The 25,469-nt window shown below is 31.4% G+C and carries 7 protein-coding genes; 6 read left to right on the top strand and 1 reads right to left on the bottom strand.

Features of this window, described 5'->3' with window-relative positions:
• Nucleotide 1: 1 nt before the first annotated feature.
• From AELL_RS01580 to AELL_RS01605, 6 genes are all read left to right on the top strand, one after another.
• Nucleotides 2–1,429 (top strand): HlyD family type I secretion periplasmic adaptor subunit, encoded by a 1,428-nt coding sequence (locus AELL_RS01580; protein WP_226806002.1) that lies wholly within the window; start codon nucleotides 2–4, stop codon nucleotides 1,427–1,429.
• A gap of 111 nt (nucleotides 1,430–1,540) precedes the next feature.
• A complete protein-coding gene (locus AELL_RS01585) occupies nucleotides 1,541–18,688 on the top strand; it encodes a Calx-beta domain-containing protein (protein WP_118916255.1) in 17,148 nt (5,715 codons plus the stop codon).
• Between the two features lie 64 nt (nucleotides 18,689–18,752).
• Nucleotides 18,753–19,553 carry a sensor histidine kinase gene (locus tag AELL_RS01590; RefSeq protein WP_118918595.1) on the top strand — a complete coding sequence of 267 codons (801 nt, stop codon included), beginning with the start codon at nucleotides 18,753–18,755 and terminating at the stop codon, nucleotides 19,551–19,553.
• A gap of 84 nt (nucleotides 19,554–19,637) precedes the next feature.
• Nucleotides 19,638–21,554, top strand: coding sequence for a transketolase (gene tkt / locus AELL_RS01595; RefSeq protein ID WP_118916256.1), 1,917 nt, complete (start codon nucleotides 19,638–19,640; stop codon nucleotides 21,552–21,554).
• A 126-nt stretch (nucleotides 21,555–21,680) separates the two neighbouring features.
• Complete coding sequence (locus AELL_RS01600) at nucleotides 21,681–22,532, top strand: NAD(P)-dependent oxidoreductase (RefSeq protein ID WP_118916257.1); 852 nt, start codon at nucleotides 21,681–21,683, stop codon at nucleotides 22,530–22,532.
• Nucleotides 22,533–22,544: 12 nt separating this feature from the next.
• The gene (locus tag AELL_RS01605; RefSeq protein ID WP_118916258.1) at nucleotides 22,545–22,937 is read left to right on the top strand and encodes a tautomerase; all 393 of its coding nucleotides are present in this window, start codon (nucleotides 22,545–22,547) and stop codon (nucleotides 22,935–22,937) included.
• 36 nt (nucleotides 22,938–22,973) lie between these two features.
• Here the strand turns inward: AELL_RS01605 and AELL_RS01610 are convergent, their stop codons facing one another.
• On the bottom strand, nucleotides 22,974–25,433 hold the full coding sequence (locus AELL_RS01610) for a transporter substrate-binding domain-containing diguanylate cyclase (protein WP_118916259.1): 2,460 nt from the start codon (nucleotides 25,431–25,433) through the stop codon (nucleotides 22,974–22,976).
• Nucleotides 25,434–25,469 lie beyond the last annotated feature (36 nt).

Genomic DNA, 25,469 nt, shown 5'->3' on the forward strand with positions numbered 1-25,469 from the left:
TATGAGTAATGAAGAAAAAAATCTAAAGAAACAAAAAAAATATTTTTCGTGGATTGAAAAAATCAAAAAACTTTATGGGTTAGAAGATAAAAAAGAAGAAGATTTAGAGTTTATATACTCATCTTACGCTAATTCTAATGAACATCCAAGTAATGTAAGTCGAATTATTTTTATGTTAATTAGTGGAATTTTTATAATATTTTTATTATGGGCTAGTTTAGCAGAAATTGATGAATTAGCAAGAGGAAATGGAAAAGTAATTCCAACAGATAAAATTCAAACTGTACAATCTTTAGATGGTGGGATTATCTCTGAAATCTTTGTAAAAGAGGGTGATATTGTAAAATTTGATGATCCTTTAATGAAAATTGATACTACAAGATTTCAAGCCACATTAGAAGAGAGTCGTCAAGAATATTTATCATTACTAGCTTTAAAAGCAAGATTAGAAATAGAATCAACTATTGATATAGAAAAAGATTTGCCAGAATTGAAGTTTGATGAAAAAATTTTAAGTGATTCTTCAAGATATGATATAAACGAAAAAATGTTATTAGAAAATAGATTTAGAGAGTTGAAATCATCAGTTAATGTATTAAAAAATCAAGAGAATCAAAAAATTCAAGAATTAAAAGAGATAGAAAGTACAATAAAAAAATTAACTGATAGTTTAGGTTTTATTGAAGAACAAAGAAAGACTATACGAAAACTTGTGGAAAGAGGAATTAAATCAAATTATGATTTACTGGATATTGAAAAAGAGTACAATCAAACAAAAGGTGATTTACAAACTGCGAAACTTTCAATTTCAAGATCAAATTTTGCAATATTAGAAGCAGGTAATAGAATACAAGAAAAATTAAACACTTTTAGGTCAGAAGCATCAACAGAATTACAAAAGACTGTTAGTCAAATAAATAGATTTGAAGCAAAACTTGTTGGAGATAGGGATAAAGTTGCTAAAACTACAATTACATCTCCAGTAGATGGTATTATTAAACAATTAAATTTTAATACAATTGGCGGAGTTGTTCAATCTGGTATGGATTTAATTGAAATTGTACCATTAAGTGATGCCCTTGTTGTAGAGGCAAAAATTGATCCTAAAGATATAGCTTTTATAAATCCAAGTCAAAAAGCTATTATAAAAATAACGGCTTATGATTTTTCTATTTATGGTGGATTAGATGGAAAAATTGTAGAAATTTCTGCTGATACAATTGTTGATAAAGAGTCAAAAGAAGGGAAAAGTTATTATCGAGTTTTAGTAAAAACTGATAAAAATTATTTAGAAAGAAAAGGTAAAAAACTTCCTATTATTCCCGGAATGGTAGCAACTGTAGATATTGTTACTGGTAAAAAAACAATTTTAGATTTCATATTAAAACCTATACTTAAAGTAAAACAAGACTCACTTCACGAAAGATAATTTAATTAAAATTATCTTTTGTCAAAAATAATAATAAAAAAACTTTTTAGAGACTTTATTTTTGTAATATAATCCAATAAAATAGTGTTAAATTATCAATGGAGAAATAAAATGAAGTTAACTATAAAATCAGATGGTCAAAGTAAGGTTGTAGATTTAGATAAAGATTTACAGTTTAATGTGAATAAAGGTGAACAATACATCTTTTCTAATGGTTTTACAAGTTATGTTTTAAATTTCAAAGATAATCAACAATCTGTCGAATTAACTTTTAAAGTTGATGGTAAAACAATAAAAGTTGATTTAAAAGGAATTGTTCCACTTTTACAAGAAAATGTAGAAGGTCTACAAAATCCAACTTTAGTAATTATTAATAAAAATGCAAATGAAAAAGATGTTGATAATATAGTTGATAATGCTGAATTTAATGGAAGTGAAATTATTGATAGACTTGAAGCTTTAATCTCAAATCCAGTTGATTTAGGTGCGAATAATAGTGATAAACTAGCAATAATTTCTGATTTTCAATCATTAATTGAAACACTTGATGCAGCTGCAGCTGGTGGAGAGCAAGGTAATGCTACTGCAAATGGTTCTAGTTTTAATTCTATTTTTGGAACAATCGAAGATTCATTAAATGGAATAGCAGATAGTGCTGTTTGGGAAAATTTAACAGAATCTATTTCTACAACTCCTGTTGAAACAGGAAATACTGTGGCAACAATTTTACCTATTGAGTTAATTAATGTAAATGTGAAACTAGAAGGTATAAATACATCTGTAATTGAAGGTAAAAATGCGAGTTATAGAATAACATTAACAGATGATGATGGAAATGTTATTGTAACAACAGAAGATATGGTAATAACATTTACATATACATATACTACTGCTTCAGGTGAAGATATAACTGAAGTTGGTAGTGTAACTATACCTGCTGGTCAAAGTGAAATAACTTTTGAAATTTCAACTGTTGATGATAATTTAACGGAGGATATTGAATCATTTAATATATCAATAGATACAGCTTCAAATCAAGAGCAATTTGATAGTGTTACAATTGATAAAACACCAGTAACAACAACAATCACAGATGATAAAGGACCAGATGCTCCAATAGATGAAGATGTAAAAGCAAATATTGAAGTAAGTGATGCAGGAAGTGTAAAAGAAGCAGATGGAGCAACTTTAACATATTCAGTAAAACTATCAAACGCAGTTGGATCAGATGTAGAAGTAGATTTAACAACAGGTGGAGATGCTACAAGAGGTAGTGATTATGAAAATACATTACAATACTCAACAGATGGTGGAACAACATGGTTAGATGTACCAGCAACTGGAAAAGTAACTCTGCCAGCAGATGGATCTTCAGTTCTTGTAAAAGTAACAGTAAAAGATGATGCAATAACTGAAAATGATGAAACAGTAACATTAACAGCAACAACAACAGATGCACAAATTACAACACAAACTGCAACAGGAACAGGAACAATCACAGATGATAAAGGACCAGATGCTCCAATAGATGAAGATGTAAAAGCAAATATTGAAGTAAGTGATGCAGGAAGTGTAAAAGAAGCAGATGGAGCAACTTTAACATATTCAGTAAAACTATCAAACGCAGTTGGATCAGATGTAGAAGTAGATTTAACAACAGGTGGAGATGCTACAAGAGGTAGTGATTATGAAAATACATTACAATACTCAACAGATGGTGGAACAACATGGTTAGATGTACCAGCAACTGGAAAAGTAACTCTGCCAGCAGATGGATCTTCAGTTCTTGTAAAAGTAACAGTAAAAGATGATGCAATAACTGAAAATGATGAAACAGTAACATTAACAGCAACAACAACAGATGCACAAATTACAACACAAACTGCAACAGGAACAGGAACAATCACAGATGATAAAGGACCAGATGCTCCAATAGATGAAGATGTAAAAGCAAATATTGAAGTAAGTGATGCAGGAAGTGTAAAAGAAGCAGATGGAGCAACTTTAACATATTCAGTAAAACTATCAAACGCAGTTGGATCAGATGTAGAAGTAGATTTAACAACAGGTGGAGATGCTACAAGAGGTAGTGATTATGAAAATACATTACAATACTCAACAGATGGTGGAACAACATGGTTAGATGTACCAGCAACTGGAAAAGTAACTCTGCCAGCAGATGGATCTTCAGTTCTTGTAAAAGTAACAGTAAAAGATGATGCAATAACTGAAAATGATGAAACAGTAACATTAACAGCAACAACAACAGATGCACAAATTACAACACAAACTGCAACAGGAACAGGAACAATCACAGATGATAAAGGACCAGATGCTCCAATAGATGAAGATGTAAAAGCAAATATTGAAGTAAGTGATGCAGGAAGTGTAAAAGAAGCAGATGGAGCAACTTTAACATATTCAGTAAAACTATCAAACGCAGTTGGATCAGATGTAGAAGTAGATTTAACAACAGGTGGAGATGCTACAAGAGGTAGTGATTATGAAAATACATTACAATACTCAACAGATGGTGGAACAACATGGTTAGATGTACCAGCAACTGGAAAAGTAACTCTGCCAGCAGATGGATCTTCAGTTCTTGTAAAAGTAACAGTAAAAGATGATGCAATAACTGAAAATGATGAAACAGTAACATTAACAGCAACAACAACAGATGCACAAATTACAACACAAACTGCAACAGGAACAGGAACAATCACAGATGATAAAGGACCAGATGCTCCAATAGATGAAGATGTAAAAGCAAATATTGAAGTAAGTGATGCAGGAAGTGTAAAAGAAGCAGATGGAGCAACTTTAACATATTCAGTAAAACTATCAAACGCAGTTGGATCAGATGTAGAAGTAGATTTAACAACAGGTGGAGATGCTACAAGAGGTAGTGATTATGAAAATACATTACAATACTCAACAGATGGTGGAACAACATGGTTAGATGTACCAGCAACTGGAAAAGTAACTCTGCCAGCAGATGGATCTTCAGTTCTTGTAAAAGTAACAGTAAAAGATGATGCAATAACTGAAAATGATGAAACAGTAACATTAACAGCAACAACAACAGATGCACAAATTACAACACAAACTGCAACAGGAACAGGAACAATCACAGATGATAAAGGACCAGATGCTCCAATAGATGAAGATGTAAAAGCAAATATTGAAGTAAGTGATGCAGGAAGTGTAAAAGAAGCAGATGGAGCAACTTTAACATATTCAGTAAAACTATCAAACGCAGTTGGATCAGATGTAGAAGTAGATTTAACAACAGGTGGAGATGCTACAAGAGGTAGTGATTATGAAAATACATTACAATACTCAACAGATGGTGGAACAACATGGTTAGATGTACCAGCAACTGGAAAAGTAACTCTGCCAGCAGATGGATCTTCAGTTCTTGTAAAAGTAACAGTAAAAGATGATGCAATAACTGAAAATGATGAAACAGTAACATTAACAGCAACAACAACAGATGCACAAATTACAACACAAACTGCAACAGGAACAGGAACAATCACAGATGATAAAGGACCAGATGCTCCAATAGATGAAGATGTAAAAGCAAATATTGAAGTAAGTGATGCAGGAAGTGTAAAAGAAGCAGATGGAGCAACTTTAACATATTCAGTAAAACTATCAAACGCAGTTGGATCAGATGTAGAAGTAGATTTAACAACAGGTGGAGATGCTACAAGAGGTAGTGATTATGAAAATACATTACAATACTCAACAGATGGTGGAACAACATGGTTAGATGTACCAGCAACTGGAAAAGTAACTCTGCCAGCAGATGGATCTTCAGTTCTTGTAAAAGTAACAGTAAAAGATGATGCAATAACTGAAAATGATGAAACAGTAACATTAACAGCAACAACAACAGATGCACAAATTACAACACAAACTGCAACAGGAACAGGAACAATCACAGATGATAAAGGACCAGATGCTCCAATAGATGAAGATGTAAAAGCAAATATTGAAGTAAGTGATGCAGGAAGTGTAAAAGAAGCAGATGGAGCAACTTTAACATATTCAGTAAAACTATCAAACGCAGTTGGATCAGATGTAGAAGTAGATTTAACAACAGGTGGAGATGCTACAAGAGGTAGTGATTATGAAAATACATTACAATACTCAACAGATGGTGGAACAACATGGTTAGATGTACCAGCAACTGGAAAAGTAACTCTGCCAGCAGATGGATCTTCAGTTCTTGTAAAAGTAACAGTAAAAGATGATGCAATAACTGAAAATGATGAAACAGTAACATTAACAGCAACAACAACAGATGCACAAATTACAACACAAACTGCAACAGGAACAGGAACAATCACAGATGATAAAGGACCAGATGCTCCAATAGATGAAGATGTAAAAGCAAATATTGAAGTAAGTGATGCAGGAAGTGTAAAAGAAGCAGATGGAGCAACTTTAACATATTCAGTAAAACTATCAAACGCAGTTGGATCAGATGTAGAAGTAGATTTAACAACAGGTGGAGATGCTACAAGAGGTAGTGATTATGAAAATACATTACAATACTCAACAGATGGTGGAACAACATGGTTAGATGTACCAGCAACTGGAAAAGTAACTCTGCCAGCAGATGGATCTTCAGTTCTTGTAAAAGTAACAGTAAAAGATGATGCAATAACTGAAAATGATGAAACAGTAACATTAACAGCAACAACAACAGATGCACAAATTACAACACAAACTGCAACAGGAACAGGAACAATCACAGATGATAAAGGACCAGATGCTCCAATAGATGAAGATGTAAAAGCAAATATTGAAGTAAGTGATGCAGGAAGTGTAAAAGAAGCAGATGGAGCAACTTTAACATATTCAGTAAAACTATCAAACGCAGTTGGATCAGATGTAGAAGTAGATTTAACAACAGGTGGAGATGCTACAAGAGGTAGTGATTATGAAAATACATTACAATACTCAACAGATGGTGGAACAACATGGTTAGATGTACCAGCAACTGGAAAAGTAACTCTGCCAGCAGATGGATCTTCAGTTCTTGTAAAAGTAACAGTAAAAGATGATGCAATAACTGAAAATGATGAAACAGTAACATTAACAGCAACAACAACAGATGCACAAATTACAACACAAACTGCAACAGGAACAGGAACAATCACAGATGATAAAGGACCAGATGCTCCAATAGATGAAGATGTAAAAGCAAATATTGAAGTAAGTGATGCAGGAAGTGTAAAAGAAGCAGATGGAGCAACTTTAACATATTCAGTAAAACTATCAAACGCAGTTGGATCAGATGTAGAAGTAGATTTAACAACAGGTGGAGATGCTACAAGAGGTAGTGATTATGAAAATACATTACAATACTCAACAGATGGTGGAACAACATGGTTAGATGTACCAGCAACTGGAAAAGTAACTCTGCCAGCAGATGGATCTTCAGTTCTTGTAAAAGTAACAGTAAAAGATGATGCAATAACTGAAAATGATGAAACAGTAACATTAACAGCAACAACAACAGATGCACAAATTACAACACAAACTGCAACAGGAACAGGAACAATCACAGATGATAAAGGACCAGATGCTCCAATAGATGAAGATGTAAAAGCAAATATTGAAGTAAGTGATGCAGGAAGTGTAAAAGAAGCAGATGGAGCAACTTTAACATATTCAGTAAAACTATCAAACGCAGTTGGATCAGATGTAGAAGTAGATTTAACAACAGGTGGAGATGCTACAAGAGGTAGTGATTATGAAAATACATTACAATACTCAACAGATGGTGGAACAACATGGTTAGATGTACCAGCAACTGGAAAAGTAACTCTGCCAGCAGATGGATCTTCAGTTCTTGTAAAAGTAACAGTAAAAGATGATGCAATAACTGAAAATGATGAAACAGTAACATTAACAGCAACAACAACAGATGCACAAATTACAACACAAACTGCAACAGGAACAGGAACAATCACAGATGATAAAGGACCAGATGCTCCAATAGATGAAGATGTAAAAGCAAATATTGAAGTAAGTGATGCAGGAAGTGTAAAAGAAGCAGATGGAGCAACTTTAACATATTCAGTAAAACTATCAAACGCAGTTGGATCAGATGTAGAAGTAGATTTAACAACAGGTGGAGATGCTACAAGAGGTAGTGATTATGAAAATACATTACAATACTCAACAGATGGTGGAACAACATGGTTAGATGTACCAGCAACTGGAAAAGTAACTCTGCCAGCAGATGGATCTTCAGTTCTTGTAAAAGTAACAGTAAAAGATGATGCAATAACTGAAAATGATGAAACAGTAACATTAACAGCAACAACAACAGATGCACAAATTACAACACAAACTGCAACAGGAACAGGAACAATCACAGATGATAAAGGACCAGATGCTCCAATAGATGAAGATGTAAAAGCAAATATTGAAGTAAGTGATGCAGGAAGTGTAAAAGAAGCAGATGGAGCAACTTTAACATATTCAGTAAAACTATCAAACGCAGTTGGATCAGATGTAGAAGTAGATTTAACAACAGGTGGAGATGCTACAAGAGGTAGTGATTATGAAAATACATTACAATACTCAACAGATGGTGGAACAACATGGTTAGATGTACCAGCAACTGGAAAAGTAACTCTGCCAGCAGATGGATCTTCAGTTCTTGTAAAAGTAACAGTAAAAGATGATGCAATAACTGAAAATGATGAAACAGTAACATTAACAGCAACAACAACAGATGCACAAATTACAACACAAACTGCAACAGGAACAGGAACAATCACAGATGATAAAGGACCAGATGCTCCAATAGATGAAGATGTAAAAGCAAATATTGAAGTAAGTGATGCAGGAAGTGTAAAAGAAGCAGATGGAGCAACTTTAACATATTCAGTAAAACTATCAAACGCAGTTGGATCAGATGTAGAAGTAGATTTAACAACAGGTGGAGATGCTACAAGAGGTAGTGATTATGAAAATACATTACAATACTCAACAGATGGTGGAACAACATGGTTAGATGTACCAGCAACTGGAAAAGTAACTCTGCCAGCAGATGGATCTTCAGTTCTTGTAAAAGTAACAGTAAAAGATGATGCAATAACTGAAAATGATGAAACAGTAACATTAACAGCAACAACAACAGATGCACAAATTACAACACAAACTGCAACAGGAACAGGAACAATCACAGATGATAAAGGACCAGATGCTCCAATAGATGAAGATGTAAAAGCAAATATTGAAGTAAGTGATGCAGGAAGTGTAAAAGAAGCAGATGGAGCAACTTTAACATATTCAGTAAAACTATCAAACGCAGTTGGATCAGATGTAGAAGTAGATTTAACAACAGGTGGAGATGCTACAAGAGGTAGTGATTATGAAAATACATTACAATACTCAACAGATGGTGGAACAACATGGTTAGATGTACCAGCAACTGGAAAAGTAACTCTGCCAGCAGATGGATCTTCAGTTCTTGTAAAAGTAACAGTAAAAGATGATGCAATAACTGAAAATGATGAAACAGTAACATTAACAGCAACAACAACAGATGCACAAATTACAACACAAACTGCAACAGGAACAGGAACAATCACAGATGATAAAGGACCAGATGCTCCAATAGATGAAGATGTAAAAGCAAATATTGAAGTAAGTGATGCAGGAAGTGTAAAAGAAGCAGATGGAGCAACTTTAACATATTCAGTAAAACTATCAAACGCAGTTGGATCAGATGTAGAAGTAGATTTAACAACAGGTGGAGATGCTACAAGAGGTAGTGATTATGAAAATACATTACAATACTCAACAGATGGTGGAACAACATGGTTAGATGTACCAGCAACTGGAAAAGTAACTCTGCCAGCAGATGGATCTTCAGTTCTTGTAAAAGTAACAGTAAAAGATGATGCAATAACTGAAAATGATGAAACAGTAACATTAACAGCAACAACAACAGATGCACAAATTACAACACAAACTGCAACAGGAACAGGAACAATCACAGATGATAAAGGACCAGATGCTCCAATAGATGAAGATGTAAAAGCAAATATTGAAGTAAGTGATGCAGGAAGTGTAAAAGAAGCAGATGGAGCAACTTTAACATATTCAGTAAAACTATCAAACGCAGTTGGATCAGATGTAGAAGTAGATTTAACAACAGGTGGAGATGCTACAAGAGGTAGTGATTATGAAAATACATTACAATACTCAACAGATGGTGGAACAACATGGTTAGATGTACCAGCAACTGGAAAAGTAACTCTGCCAGCAGATGGATCTTCAGTTCTTGTAAAAGTAACAGTAAAAGATGATGCAATAACTGAAAATGATGAAACAGTAACATTAACAGCAACAACAACAGATGCACAAATTACAACACAAACTGCAACAGGAACAGGAACAATCACAGATGATAAAGGACCAGATGCTCCAATAGATGAAGATGTAAAAGCAAATATTGAAGTAAGTGATGCAGGAAGTGTAAAAGAAGCAGATGGAGCAACTTTAACATATTCAGTAAAACTATCAAACGCAGTTGGATCAGATGTAGAAGTAGATTTAACAACAGGTGGAGATGCTACAAGAGGTAGTGATTATGAAAATACATTACAATACTCAACAGATGGTGGAACAACATGGTTAGATGTACCAGCAACTGGAAAAGTAACTCTGCCAGCAGATGGATCTTCAGTTCTTGTAAAAGTAACAGTAAAAGATGATGCAATAACTGAAAATGATGAAACAGTAACATTAACAGCAACAACAACAGATGCACAAATTACAACACAAACTGCAACAGGAACAGGAACAATCACAGATGATAAAGGACCAGATGCTCCAATAGATGAAGATGTAAAAGCAAATATTGAAGTAAGTGATGCAGGAAGTGTAAAAGAAGCAGATGGAGCAACTTTAACATATTCAGTAAAACTATCAAACGCAGTTGGATCAGATGTAGAAGTAGATTTAACAACAGGTGGAGATGCTACAAGAGGTAGTGATTATGAAAATACATTACAATACTCAACAGATGGTGGAACAACATGGTTAGATGTACCAGCAACTGGAAAAGTAACTCTGCCAGCAGATGGATCTTCAGTTCTTGTAAAAGTAACAGTAAAAGATGATGCAATAACTGAAAATGATGAAACAGTAACATTAACAGCAACAACAACAGATGCACAAATTACAACACAAACTGCAACAGGAACAGGAACAATCACAGATGATAAAGGACCAGATGCTCCAATAGATGAAGATGTAAAAGCAAATATTGAAGTAAGTGATGCAGGAAGTGTAAAAGAAGCAGATGGAGCAACTTTAACATATTCAGTAAAACTATCAAACGCAGTTGGATCAGATGTAGAAGTAGATTTAACAACAGGTGGAGATGCTACAAGAGGTAGTGATTATGAAAATACATTACAATACTCAACAGATGGTGGAACAACATGGTTAGATGTACCAGCAACTGGAAAAGTAACTCTGCCAGCAGATGGATCTTCAGTTCTTGTAAAAGTAACAGTAAAAGATGATGCAATAACTGAAAATGATGAAACAGTAACATTAACAGCAACAACAACAGATGCACAAATTACAACACAAACTGCAACAGGAACAGGAACAATCACAGATGATAAAGGACCAGATGCTCCAATAGATGAAGATGTAAAAGCAAATATTGAAGTAAGTGATGCAGGAAGTGTAAAAGAAGCAGATGGAGCAACTTTAACATATTCAGTAAAACTATCAAACGCAGTTGGATCAGATGTAGAAGTAGATTTAACAACAGGTGGAGATGCTACAAGAGGTAGTGATTATGAAAATACATTACAATACTCAACAGATGGTGGAACAACATGGTTAGATGTACCAGCAACTGGAAAAGTAACTCTGCCAGCAGATGGATCTTCAGTTCTTGTAAAAGTAACAGTAAAAGATGATGCAATAACTGAAAATGATGAAACAGTAACATTAACAGCAACAACAACAGATGCACAAATTACAACACAAACTGCAACAGGAACAGGAACAATCACAGATGATAAAGGACCAGATGCTCCAATAGATGAAGATGTAAAAGCAAATATTGAAGTAAGTGATGCAGGAAGTGTAAAAGAAGCAGATGGAGCAACTTTAACATATTCAGTAAAACTATCAAACGCAGTTGGATCAGATGTAGAAGTAGATTTAACAACAGGTGGAGATGCTACAAGAGGTAGTGATTATGAAAATACATTACAATACTCAACAGATGGTGGAACAACATGGTTAGATGTACCAGCAACTGGAAAAGTAACTCTGCCAGCAGATGGATCTTCAGTTCTTGTAAAAGTAACAGTAAAAGATGATGCAATAACTGAAAATGATGAAACAGTAACATTAACAGCAACAACAACAGATGCACAAATTACAACACAAACTGCAACAGGAACAGGAACAATCACAGATGATAAAGGACCAGATGCTCCAATAGATGAAGATGTAAAAGCAAATATTGAAGTAAGTGATGCAGGAAGTGTAAAAGAAGCAGATGGAGCAACTTTAACATATTCAGTAAAACTATCAAACGCAGTTGGATCAGATGTAGAAGTAGATTTAACAACAGGTGGAGATGCTACAAGAGGTAGTGATTATGAAAATACATTACAATACTCAACAGATGGTGGAACAACATGGTTAGATGTACCAGCAACTGGAAAAGTAACTCTGCCAGCAGATGGATCTTCAGTTCTTGTAAAAGTAACAGTAAAAGATGATGCAATAACTGAAAATGATGAAACAGTAACATTAACAGCAACAACAACAGATGCACAAATTACAACACAAACTGCAACAGGAACAGGAACAATCACAGATGATAAAGGACCAGATGCTCCAATAGATGAAGATGTAAAAGCAAATATTGAAGTAAGTGATGCAGGAAGTGTAAAAGAAGCAGATGGAGCAACTTTAACATATTCAGTAAAACTATCAAACGCAGTTGGATCAGATGTAGAAGTAGATTTAACAACAGGTGGAGATGCTACAAGAGGTAGTGATTATGAAAATACATTACAATACTCAACAGATGGTGGAACAACATGGTTAGATGTACCAGCAACTGGAAAAGTAACTCTGCCAGCAGATGGATCTTCAGTTCTTGTAAAAGTAACAGTAAAAGATGATGCAATAACTGAAAATGATGAAACAGTAACATTAACAGCAACAACAACAGATGCACAAATTACAACACAAACTGCAACAGGAACAGGAACAATCACAGATGATAAAGGACCAGATGCTCCAATAGATGAAGATGTAAAAGCAAATATTGAAGTAAGTGATGCAGGAAGTGTAAAAGAAGCAGATGGAGCAACTTTAACATATTCAGTAAAACTATCAAACGCAGTTGGATCAGATGTAGAAGTAGATTTAACAACAGGTGGAGATGCTACAAGAGGTAGTGATTATGAAAATACATTACAATACTCAACAGATGGTGGAACAACATGGTTAGATGTACCAGCAACTGGAAAAGTAACTCTGCCAGCAGATGGATCTTCAGTTCTTGTAAAAGTAACAGTAAAAGATGATGCAATAACTGAAAATGATGAAACAGTAACATTAACAGCAACAACAACAGATGCACAAATTACAACACAAACTGCAACAGGAACAGGAACAATCACAGATGATAAAGGACCAGATGCTCCAATAGATGAAGATGTAAAAGCAAATATTGAAGTAAGTGATGCAGGAAGTGTAAAAGAAGCAGATGGAGCAACTTTAACATATTCAGTAAAACTATCAAACGCAGTTGGATCAGATGTAGAAGTAGATTTAACAACAGGTGGAGATGCTACAAGAGGTAGTGATTATGAAAATACATTACAATACTCAACAGATGGTGGAACAACATGGTTAGATGTACCAGCAACTGGAAAAGTAACTCTGCCAGCAGATGGATCTTCAGTTCTTGTAAAAGTAACAGTAAAAGATGATGCAATAACTGAAAATGATGAAACAGTAACATTAACAGCAACAACAACAGATGCACAAATTACAACACAAACTGCAACAGGAACAGGAACAATCACAGATGATAAAGGACCAGATGCTCCAATAGATGAAGATGTAAAAGCAAATATTGAAGTAAGTGATGCAGGAAGTGTAAAAGAAGCAGATGGAGCAACTTTAACATATTCAGTAAAACTATCAAACGCAGTTGGATCAGATGTAGAAGTAGATTTAACAACAGGTGGAGATGCTACAAGAGGTAGTGATTATGAAAATACATTACAATACTCAACAGATGGTGGAACAACATGGTTAGATGTACCAGCAACTGGAAAAGTAACTCTGCCAGCAGATGGATCTTCAGTTCTTGTAAAAGTAACAGTAAAAGATGATGCAATAACTGAAAATGATGAAACAGTAACATTAACAGCAACAACAACAGATGCACAAATTACAACACAAACTGCAACAGGAACAGGAACAATCACAGATGATAAAGGACCAGATGCTCCAATAGATGAAGATGTAAAAGCAAATATTGAAGTAAGTGATGCAGGAAGTGTAAAAGAAGCAGATGGAGCAACTTTAACATATTCAGTAAAACTATCAAACGCAGTTGGATCAGATGTAGAAGTAGATTTAACAACAGGTGGAGATGCTACAAGAGGTAGTGATTATGAAAATACATTACAATACTCAACAGATGGTGGAACAACATGGTTAGATGTACCAGCAACTGGAAAAGTAACTCTGCCAGCAGATGGATCTTCAGTTCTTGTAAAAGTAACAGTAAAAGATGATGCAATAACTGAAAATGATGAAACAGTAACATTAACAGCAACAACAACAGATGCACAAATTACAACACAAACTGCAACAGGAACAGGAACAATTTTAGATAATGATATTGCACCAATTACAGTTACAGTATCTGAAGAGGGTTTAATAAATGGTATTATCGATAATAGTGGAGTGCCAACAGATATAACAAATGAAACTAAAGTCGAAGGATATGTTAATATTAGTAACTTAACACTTTCATCAAATAAAGAGTTCTTTTTAAATATTCCAACAATATCTTTAACTTCAAATGGTGATAATATAGTTTGGCAATTAAATAATGAGAATAAAGAATTAGTTGGTAAAGTAAATGGTGAAAATGCAATAAAAATTACAATAGATAATAATGGTAAATATACAGTTGAATTGTTAAAACCAATTGATCATGCGATTAATAGTGTAGAAGATATAGAAAGTTTTGATGTGAATATAAAGTTAAAAGATGGTTCGTTTGAGACAGAAGCTAAATTAACAATCAATATTGAAGATGATATGCCAACAATTGAAACTTCATCTACAACTTGGACTCAGTCTATTGATATTCCTGATATTTTTTCAGGAAGTGTAAGTTTTGCAGGAAATGGGGGGAGTAAATCTTTGTATACATTTGCAGATGGTGCAGTAATAGTTACAGGAAAAGGATTTACAAGTAGTACAGATTTAACTCTTAAAGATTCCAATTTAAGTCAAAGTTCTGGAGGGTTAGGTGTTGCAAGTACATCATCACCTTATCATAATGTTGCAAATGAAGTTGATTTTAGAAAAACTGCTGATGGGCAAGCGGCTTCTGAAGAGTTGATTATAAAATTAGCAGCTGGAAAAATATCGTATGGTGCAAAAATTAACTTTGCATTTATGTATGGTGGAGAGTTAGAAGTTGGAGTTGCAGAGTTTTATAGAGGTGGTGTTTTAGTTTCAACACAAACATTTAGTTCAAATGCATCAAGTGGAAATTATGCTGCAAATTTTGAAGTTTTAGATGGTGGATTCGATAAAATAATTATAAAAGCAACTGATAATGGAAATAGTTTTAGCATTAAAGATAATAGTGATTTTGCTGTTACAGGAGTGCAATTCTTAGGAACAACATCAGCACAACCTATCTCTTATGCACAAGGAATAATTTCTTATGGATATGGAGCAGATGGTGCTGGAAAAATTGGATTTACTGAAGTTAGTGATATTGTTAAATTAACTAATGGAAGTTCAGTAGTAATGACCGTAACAGATAATTCTATTATCGCAAAAGATGGAAATGGTGCTTTAGTATTCCAAGTTCAATTAACTCCAAGTACAGGGAAGTGGGAATTCTATAAATATCAAGATTTCTTAATTGGTAATGGTTCTGAAGAGGTATTAGATATTAATTATAGAGTTGTTGATGCAGATGGGGATGGTGTAAATAGTTCTATTAGTATAGGAGTAAATAAATTACCAGTTTCAACAAATGATGTTATTGAACCAACTGAAGATAAATCTTATATATTACAAGTAGATGATTTTGGTACTTTAAGTAATGACATAACAAAAATTAAAATAGAAATATTACCAACAAATGGAGTTTTAAAGTTAGCAGGAGTTGTAGTTGTTGCTGGACAAGAAATAAATAAAAGTGATATATCAAGTGGAAAATTAGAATTTTTATCAAATAAGAATACAGATTTAAATAGTAATTTTATATTCAAAGTTAGTAATGGAACTTTATGGAGTACAACATCATATGAAACAAAGGTTAATGTAATTGCAGAGGCAGATAAACCAACTGCAAGTATTGATGTTACAAAAATAGTTTCTTCAATAGCTGACGATATAGTTGTTAAAGTAGGAAACAATACATATAACATTACAGAATTATTAGCAAATAAAAATGATTCTACACAATTTAAACAAAAGTCAAATGTTGGAAATAATTATGATATGGATAATGATAATACAACAAAAATTACTGTAAATGGTGGATTAAATCAAAATGATATGGTTGGTGGAACTGTAAATAATGATATCATCATTATTAATGGAGATGTAAAATTTGGTACAAATATCAATTCAACAGATGGTAATGATATTGTTGCAATCCTTGGAAATATATATGGAGGTTCATTTGCTGGTGATAATGGAACAGATTATTTATATCTAGGAAAACCTATGAGTAAATATGAAATTCTAAATTATAATGGATATGAGCAAGGTCACCCTGATATGGATTTCCAATTAAAAGATAAAGATACAGGTGGTATTTTAGTTGTTAATAATATAGAGGGAATAATTTTTGCTGATGGAAATACCTTTGGAAAAGTTAATGTTGTTGCAAATACAACAGTAGAATATAGTGTTGATTTAAGTGCAGCTTTAACTGATACAGATGGAAGTGAAACTTTAACTGCTATAATAACTGGAGTACCAGCAGGTGCTACTTTTGATTCACAATTTGTAATAAATGATAATGGTGTTTGGAAAATAGTAATTCCTGAAAATGCTACATCTATAAATTATACGGATGTTAAAATGACTGTTCCTTTAAGTGTTGGAGCATTTACTTTAAAAATTGAAGCAACAGCAACAGAAAAAAGTAATAATCACTCAGCATCAGCATATGATAGCGATGCAATTGTGTATGCTATAAATGAAACAAATACTTTAACATTTGGTAAAGCAACAACTAATTTATTGTTTACACTAGATGTGTCTGGTTCTATGAAAGATATTGTAAAAAATAGTAGTGGTATTTCTACAACAAGATTTGAAATAGCAAAAGCTTCTATAATATCAACTATTAATGCTTATAAAGCGAATGGAACAACAGAAGTAAATCTTACACTATTTAATTCAGGTGGAAAAAATATTGGATGGAAAACAGCAGATGAGGCAATAGATTATCTAAGTAAATTAACTATGGATACATCTGGTAATATTAAATACAATGGAAGTTCAATCTCTGGTTTAACTGATAAATATACAGATTATTATGATGGATTAAATGCGACAATGAGTATTAATTTTACTGGGCATAAAGCAGATAATACAGTTGCATATTTCTTATCAGATGGAGTACCAAATGAGAATAAGAATAAAATCGATCAAGATAGTGATGCAACAATAGTAGCTTGGAAAAATTATGTAAATGCAAATATTAATACATTATATGTAGTTGGAGTAGGAGCAGGGGCACAAGAAGCACCATTAAAAATTATTCAAGTACAAGAGGGTGATAAGGTAATTATGGCAACAACTGATGCTACTTTAGGAGATACCCTTTTAGGAACAATTACAGCTTCTATTTCTGGTAGTGTTGCAGATAATATTTTTGGTGGAGATGGAATTAAAACAATAGACAGTATTATTGTTGATGGAAGAGAGTATACAAAAACTACTTTCCCAACAGATGGTGTTGCTCTTGATGGTGATGGTAAGTTAGTATTTAATTTTGATACAGGTGCTTATACTTATACTGGAAAATCATCTGAGTTTACATCTGATACAACAAAAACATTTAAAGTAAATGTTTCAGATGAAGATGGTGATAAAGCATCATTAGATGTTAATATTAAAATTAATGTTAATGATTCACAATATTTAGAGAATAAAGCACCAATAGCTTATATTACAAATGATGGATCTCCATTATTAGGAATGATAGATGTCAATGTTGCAAATTTAATTAAATTACAATCAAATCAAATGTTTGCAGTTTATGACCAAGATGATAATATTAAGTCTGTTAAAATTTCATCAGGGGGATTATTATCTAGTTTATTAGGACCAATTACAGGAAAACTTGTATTTAATTTTGATTCAAGTGTAAATGTAGAAGGATTCAAAATTAATGGTATAGGAACAGACAGCTTAACTATAGTTGCAAATGATGCAGATGGTGCAACAACGGCTCAATTTAATACATTATTATCTAAAATAAAAATGGATTATTCTGGATTATTAGATAGTTTACTTGGAACAAATGTAGATGTTTTTGGAAAATTATCTATAGTTGTAGAAGATACAGAAGGATTAAAAGATAGTAAAACTAGTGCTAATTTAATTGATCTGGAACTTTTAGTTAGTAATAATAATACAGAGGAAAATGTAAATTTAATGGAAGAAGATATAGACTTAACACAATATGTAACAAAAGATACAAATATTGTTAGTTTTGAAAATTCTAAATTAGATAAAATAACGATAGAGTTAAAAGATATATTAATTCAAGAAGATAAAGAATTAATAGTAAAAGGGGATAAAGGAGACATTGTTCAACTTGATACTCCAAGCGATTGGTCAAATGTTGGAAAAGAACAATTAGATGGAGTTAACTATAAAGTTTATACAGGAACAGGTGTTAATTCTACAATTAAATTATTAATTGATGATGATATTGATGTAACACCAAATATATAAGTATAAATAGGAGTTTTTCCTATTTATACTTTTTTAAATTTTACAATTGGATTTTAAATTTTTAATGAGACAAACAAAAATTGATGAATTTTTAGAATTAGAACACCACAATAAAGAGCTTGAAAAAAGAATAAAAGAAGAAGTAGCTAAAAATAGAGAAAAAGATAAGCTTATGTTTCAACAAGCAAAATTGGCTTCTTTGGGGGAAATGTTAGGAAATATTTCCCATCAATGGCGACAACCTTTAATGGAAATCAATTCTCTATTTTTACCTATTGAAGCAAAAATATCTTTAGGTGGAACTTTAGAAAAAGAGGAAATTTTAGAAGCGATTGATAAATTAAATCACATCACGAGATATATGTCAAATACTATTGATGATTTTAAAAACTTTTTTGCAACGGATAAAGAGAAAATAAAATTTAAGTTGCTGGAGCAGATAAATTCAACGATAAATATTATCAGTGGCGGTTTAAAAGTAAACAATATCAAACTTGACATCATAATGAATAAAAATCCTGAATTAATTGGTTATAAAAATGATTATTCACAAGTTTTGATAAATATAATTAATAATTCAAAAGATGCATTAGTTGAAAGAAAAATAGAAAATCCATATATAAAAATCTCAATATTTCAAGAAGATGAAAATATTATTACAACAGTTGAGGATAATGCTGGTGGAATAAAGGTTGAACCAATTGATAAAATATTTGAACCTTTTTTTACTTACCAAAAAGCTAATGGTTCAGGAATTGGACTTTTTATGTCAAAATTAATTATTGAAAATAATATGAATGGTAAATTAACAGTAAAAAATTCTTCAAAGGGTGCTTTTTTTAAGATTTCTATCCCAAAAAACTAAACTAAATCACTTCATTTTCTATTCAATCAATTTTAGATATAATCCTGAAAAATTTAGAAAACTTCACTCATTATTAGGATAATCATGTCAAAACAATTATTACAAAAACAAGCAGATACTATCAGATTTTTAGCAGCTGATATGGTGCAACAAGCAAATTCAGGACATCCTGGTGCTCCTATGGGACTTGCTGATATTGCAACAGTATTAAGTAAACACTTAAATGTAAATCCAGCTGATGAAAAATGGCTAAACAGAGATAGATTAGTATTTTCAGGTGGTCACGCAACAGGTTTAGTTTACTCTTTATTACATCTTTGGGGATTTGATGTATCAGTAAATGATATGAAAAACTTTAGACAAACTCACTCTAAAACTCCAGGACATCCAGAATATGGACATACTCATGGTATTGAAATTACAACTGGACCATTAGGACAAGGAATTGCAAATGCAGTTGGTTTTGCAATGGCAGGAAAATATGCACAAAATCTTCTTGGTAGTGATGTAATTAATCATAAAGTTTACTGTTTATGTGGAGATGGGGATTTACAAGAAGGAATCTCTTATGAAGCAACTGCGACAGCTGGACATTTAAAACTTGATAATCTTGTAATTATTTATGATTCAAATAATATTACTATTGAGGGTGAAGCTACAATTGCTTGGAGTGAAAATGTTAAAAAAAGATTCCAAGCTATTGATTTTGAAGTTATTGAAATAGATGGACATAATTTTGACCAAATTGATAAAGCTTTAGTTGCTGCTAAATCATCAACACTTCCAGTATTAATTATTGCAAAAACAGCAATTGCTAAAGGTGCAGTAACAATGGAAGGAAGTCATCATTCTCATGGAGCTCCATTAGGTGAAGATGAAATTGCAAAATCTAAAGAAAAAGCAGGATTTAATCCTGAAGAAAAATTCTTTGTACCAGCTGATGTAAAAGGTGCTTTTGATAAATTAATCGTTGGTTCTACTGCTCAAAATGCTTGGATGGAATCACTTTCTGCTGAAACAAAAGCAAAAATTGCTCAATTACAAAATCCAGATTTTGATTCTATTGAATATCCAACTTTTGAAGCTGATTCAAGTGTTGCAACAAGAGATTCAAATCATAAAATCTTAAACGCAATTGCAAAAGCAATTCCAGGATTCTTAGGAGGAAGTGCAGATTTAGCTCCTTCAAATAAAACAGAATTAATGGGAATGGGTGATTTCCCAAATGGAAGAAATATTCATTTTGGTATCAAAGAACATGCAATGGCAGCAATTACAAATGCTATGAACTTATATGGTTTATTTAGAGTTTATTCTGCAACATTTTTTGTTTTTTCTGATTATTTAAAACCAAGTGCAAGAATTGCAGCACTTGCAGGAATTCCTCAACACTTTGTTTGGACACACGATTCTATTGGTGTTGGAGAAGATGGACCAACTCACCAACCAATTGAACATTTATCACAATTTAGAGCATTACCAAATTTCTATACATTTAGACCAGCAGATGCAACAGAAAATGTTGATTCATGGAAAGTAGCTTTAAAAATGAAAGCTCCAACTGCATTTGTTTGTTCAAGACAAGGTTTAAAAGTATTAAAAGATGAAAAAGCTTACGGAAGTGTAGCAAATGGTGCTTATTTATTAAAACAAAGAGAAAATGCAAACATTACTATTATGGCATCTGGTTCTGAGTTAATGTTAGCTTTACAAACAGCTTGTTCTTTAGAAGATGAAGGAATTATTGCAAATGTTGTTTCAGTTCCTTGTTTTGATTTATTATTAGAGCAAGATGCAGCTTATATTGAAAAAATTATTGATAAAAATACAAGAGTTTATGCAGTTGAAGCAGCAAGAGGTTTAGAGTATTATAGATTTGCTGATGTTGTATTTGGAATGGATACATTTGGAGCAAGTGGACCTGCTAATGACTTATTTAAAGAGTTTGGATTTACAATTGATACTTTAAAAGCAAAAATTGTAGCAGACTTCAAAAAATAACTTTTTTAAATAGATGAGATTTTCTCATCTATTAACTTCTTAATTATCTTAAAACTAATTTCAAAATATCATCTTTTTTTTATTTTAACTCTCTATAATATAAAGTAAATGTCTAAGGAGAATTGTATGCCAATAGGATTTATAGGATTGGGAAATTTAGGACAAGCCATTTGTAAAAGATTGAGCGATGTTGGCGAAACATTAGTAGTTTATAATAGAAATAAAGAAAAAATAAAAGATTTACCTTATGAAAAAGCTGATACACCAAGAGATGTGTTATTAAAATGTGATATTGTTTTTATGTGTCTTTTTGATAGTAATGCGGTAAGTCATATTTTATCGGGTGAAAATGGCTTATTAGGTGAAATAATTGAGGGAAAAACAATAATTGATTTAACAACAAATCATTATGAAGATGTATTAAAATTCCATGATGCTGTAAATTCAATGAATGGAAATTATTTAGAAAATCCTGTTTTTGGTTCAGTTGCTCCTGCATTAAAAGGTGAATTAACAGTTGTAAGTTCTGGAAAAACAGAAGTTTTTGAGGCTGTAAAACCTCTTTTAGAAAAAATTGCAAAAGAGATTTTTCATTTAGAAATACCAGCGAGTGCCACAAAAATGAAACTTATAAACAATCTATGTTTAGGTTCATTTATGGCAACACTTGCAGAGTGTACAGCTTTGGCTGAAAATTGTAATATAGATAAAACAAAAGCTTTGGAAATTTTAGGAGTTGGTGGTGGTCAATCACTTGTATTAAAAGCAAAAACTCAAAAACTAATAGATGAAGATTTTTCTGCTCATTTTTCAAATAATGCAATAAATAAAGATTTGCATCTTTTACAAGATTTAGCATATAATCTAAAATTACCACTTTATAGTGCGTGCGTCCCAAAAGAGCTGTTTTCTAAAATGAAGATGATGGGAAAAGGTGAAGAGGATTTCTCTTCAATTTATCAATTATTTAAAAAATAAAAAGGATAGTTTATGCCACATTTACAGTTTGAAATAAATAAAAAAGTATCATATGAATCAAAAGAGATTTTCGTAAATGAGATAAGAAAAACTTTTAGTGAAGTTATGGATACAGGAACTGACCATATTGCTGTTAGTTTAAGAGAGTATGATAAATATAATCTTACTATTGGAAGAGCTGATATAAACGATGATATATGTTTGATGAATCTTGATATTAGGGAAGGGCGAACAATTGAGAAAAGAAGAGAGTTGGCTTTAAAATATATGGAGATTGTAAAACACAATTTTGGAATAGAGACTAAAAATCAATATATAACTTTCACTGAACATAAAGGTGAAGATTTTCATTTAGTTGAAAAATATTTGGCAACTTGGACAAGTGGAGAAGATCCACTTGCTTAGAATTAGAATATAAAATAGAGTTTTAAAAGCTCTATTTTATATCTCACTATAAGATTTAACACAATTTCTATTTGAATTTTTTGCTTTATAAAGGGCTTTATCCGCTTTTGAAATACATTTTGTTGGATTACTCTCTTTACATTCATAAACACCAAAACTTGCTGTAATCTTTATATTATGATAAAAATTGAATTTTTCAACAGCAACTCTTAGATTTTCAGCTGTAATTAGAGCTTTATTTTCTTTTGCTTTTGGCAGAATAATTAAAAACTCTTCTCCTCCCCATCTTCCAATAAAATCTGTTTCTCTAATATTTTTAGATAAAACTTGTGCAAACTCTTTTAAAATAACATCACCAGTTGTATGACCGTATGTATCATTTATATTTTTGAAAAAATCAATATCTGCAATTATTAAACTAAGAGGCTCTTTATATCTTTTATAAACATTTAATTCACTTTCTAAAATAGAATCAAGTTTTGCTCTATTGAAAAGAGAAGTGAGTTTATCTGTTTGTGATAGTTTTTCAAGTTTTTTGTTAAGAATATTTAGTTTTAAATTAGAACGATAAATTAAAAATATAATTGTAAAAACAAATAAAGCAACAACAGTAGAAACAATTTTTATTAATAGTTCGGCATTAAACTGTTTTTCTTTAACAATTGTTATCCATTTTGTTGTGATTCTATCTTTTTCTTCATCTTTTAATGAATTAATTGCTTTATTTAAAATGTTTAATAAAATTTGTTCATCATTTCTAACTGCAATTCTTGCAAGTAAATCTTCAGAAATTTTCCCACTAATTTTAATATTTTGAATATTATTTTTTTGTCTAGCATATGTGATACTAGGCAAAGAATCAACAAAAGCATAGATTTCATTTTTATTTACTTTTTCTAATCCTTCTTTTGTATTATTAACTTCTACAATATTAATATTTGGATATTTATATTTTAGTATTTCAATAAGTGCATAATCTTTTATCATTGCAATTTTTTCATTTTCGATATCTTTTAATGAATTTATGAAAAATTCATTATCTTTTGTTGCAATAACTATTGGAAATTTTAAATAGGGTTGTGTAAAGTTGAAAAAAGCTTCTCTACTGTTTGTTTGAACAGCAAAAGGCAAAATATCACACTCTTTATTTTTTACCATTTCAAATGATTCATTCCATGATTTTGTTACATTTAATTGAAATTTTATATTGGTGTTTTGTGATAGTTGTTTTACTATATCTGAAACAATTCCAACATATTTTCCCTCTTTTGTTATTTGTTCATATGGTAAAAAATTTGGGTCAACGCAAATAGAAATATTTTGTTTCTCATTTAAGTAATTTATCTCTTCTTTTGAAAATAGATGATTTTCTCCACTAAATTGAGTTTGCATAATTTTATGAAACCATTTTTGGTTTAATTCCTCTAATTCACTTTTTGATATTAATTTTTCTGCTTTATAAATAATACTTTTTAGAATTTCATTTTCTTTGTTAAATGTGATATAAAACCCAAATTTTTCATCATCAATATTATTTGAAATTTTTAGATTAGAAATTAGATGTTTATTTATGTTATATTCTAAAACATCTCTTAATCCATAGGCTAAATCAGCATCTTTATTTGCAACAGCTTTTATCATTTCAAGTGTATTATCAGTTGGAAATATTTTTACATTTGGATAATCTTTTTTTACTCTATCGTAACTGTGATAACCTTTTACAAGGGCGATAGTTTTTCCATCAATTTCACTAAAAGAGTGATAATCTCTTTCTCCGATTCTTGTAATCATTGCTGGACTTAATAAAAGATATGGAATATCAGAAAATAAAAATCTCTCTTCTCTTTGTTTTGATTTTAAAACATTTAGCATCAAATCCAATTGATTATTTTCAAGCATATTTAAAAAATCATCCCAAATACCAGGAATATATTCAACTCTTAAAGCCAATTTATTTGCAATTAAATTCATATAATCTATTGAATAACCTTTTGCAATACCATTTTCATTGAAATTATAAGGAGTAAGATTTGAATCATTTTGAACTTTTAATATTTTTTTATTTTTTAAATAATCTAACTCTTCTTGAGTAAAGTTAATCTCATTTTTAAAATAAACGATTAATTTTCCTAAAAATTTATTATCATTACTTAAAATATCTTTTTCATAAATTTCAGGAGTTTTTTTTATCTCAATTGGCAAAGGTTCATCTTTTAAAATAAAAATATCAGAACTATTTTTATATGAACTATAGATAGTTTTATTATTGAGAACTATTTCAAAAGCTTGAATTTTTTCATAATGTTGATAATAAATATTTAAAAGATTAGAAATATCATTTGAAGATTCTTTATAATTTGGAAGAAGATATTTCAACTGATTTGATAGTTTATCTATATTTGTACTAATATTATTATTTAATACTTCAACTTTGGATGCATATAAATCTAAGACTAATAAAAAGATTATTGAAAGTTTTAATAAAAAGTTATACATCCTGTATCCTTTATCTCTATGATAGATTATATAACA

The organism is Arcobacter ellisii (assembly GCF_003544915.1).
In the GTDB taxonomy this organism is placed as follows: domain Bacteria; phylum Campylobacterota; class Campylobacteria; order Campylobacterales; family Arcobacteraceae; genus Aliarcobacter; species Aliarcobacter ellisii.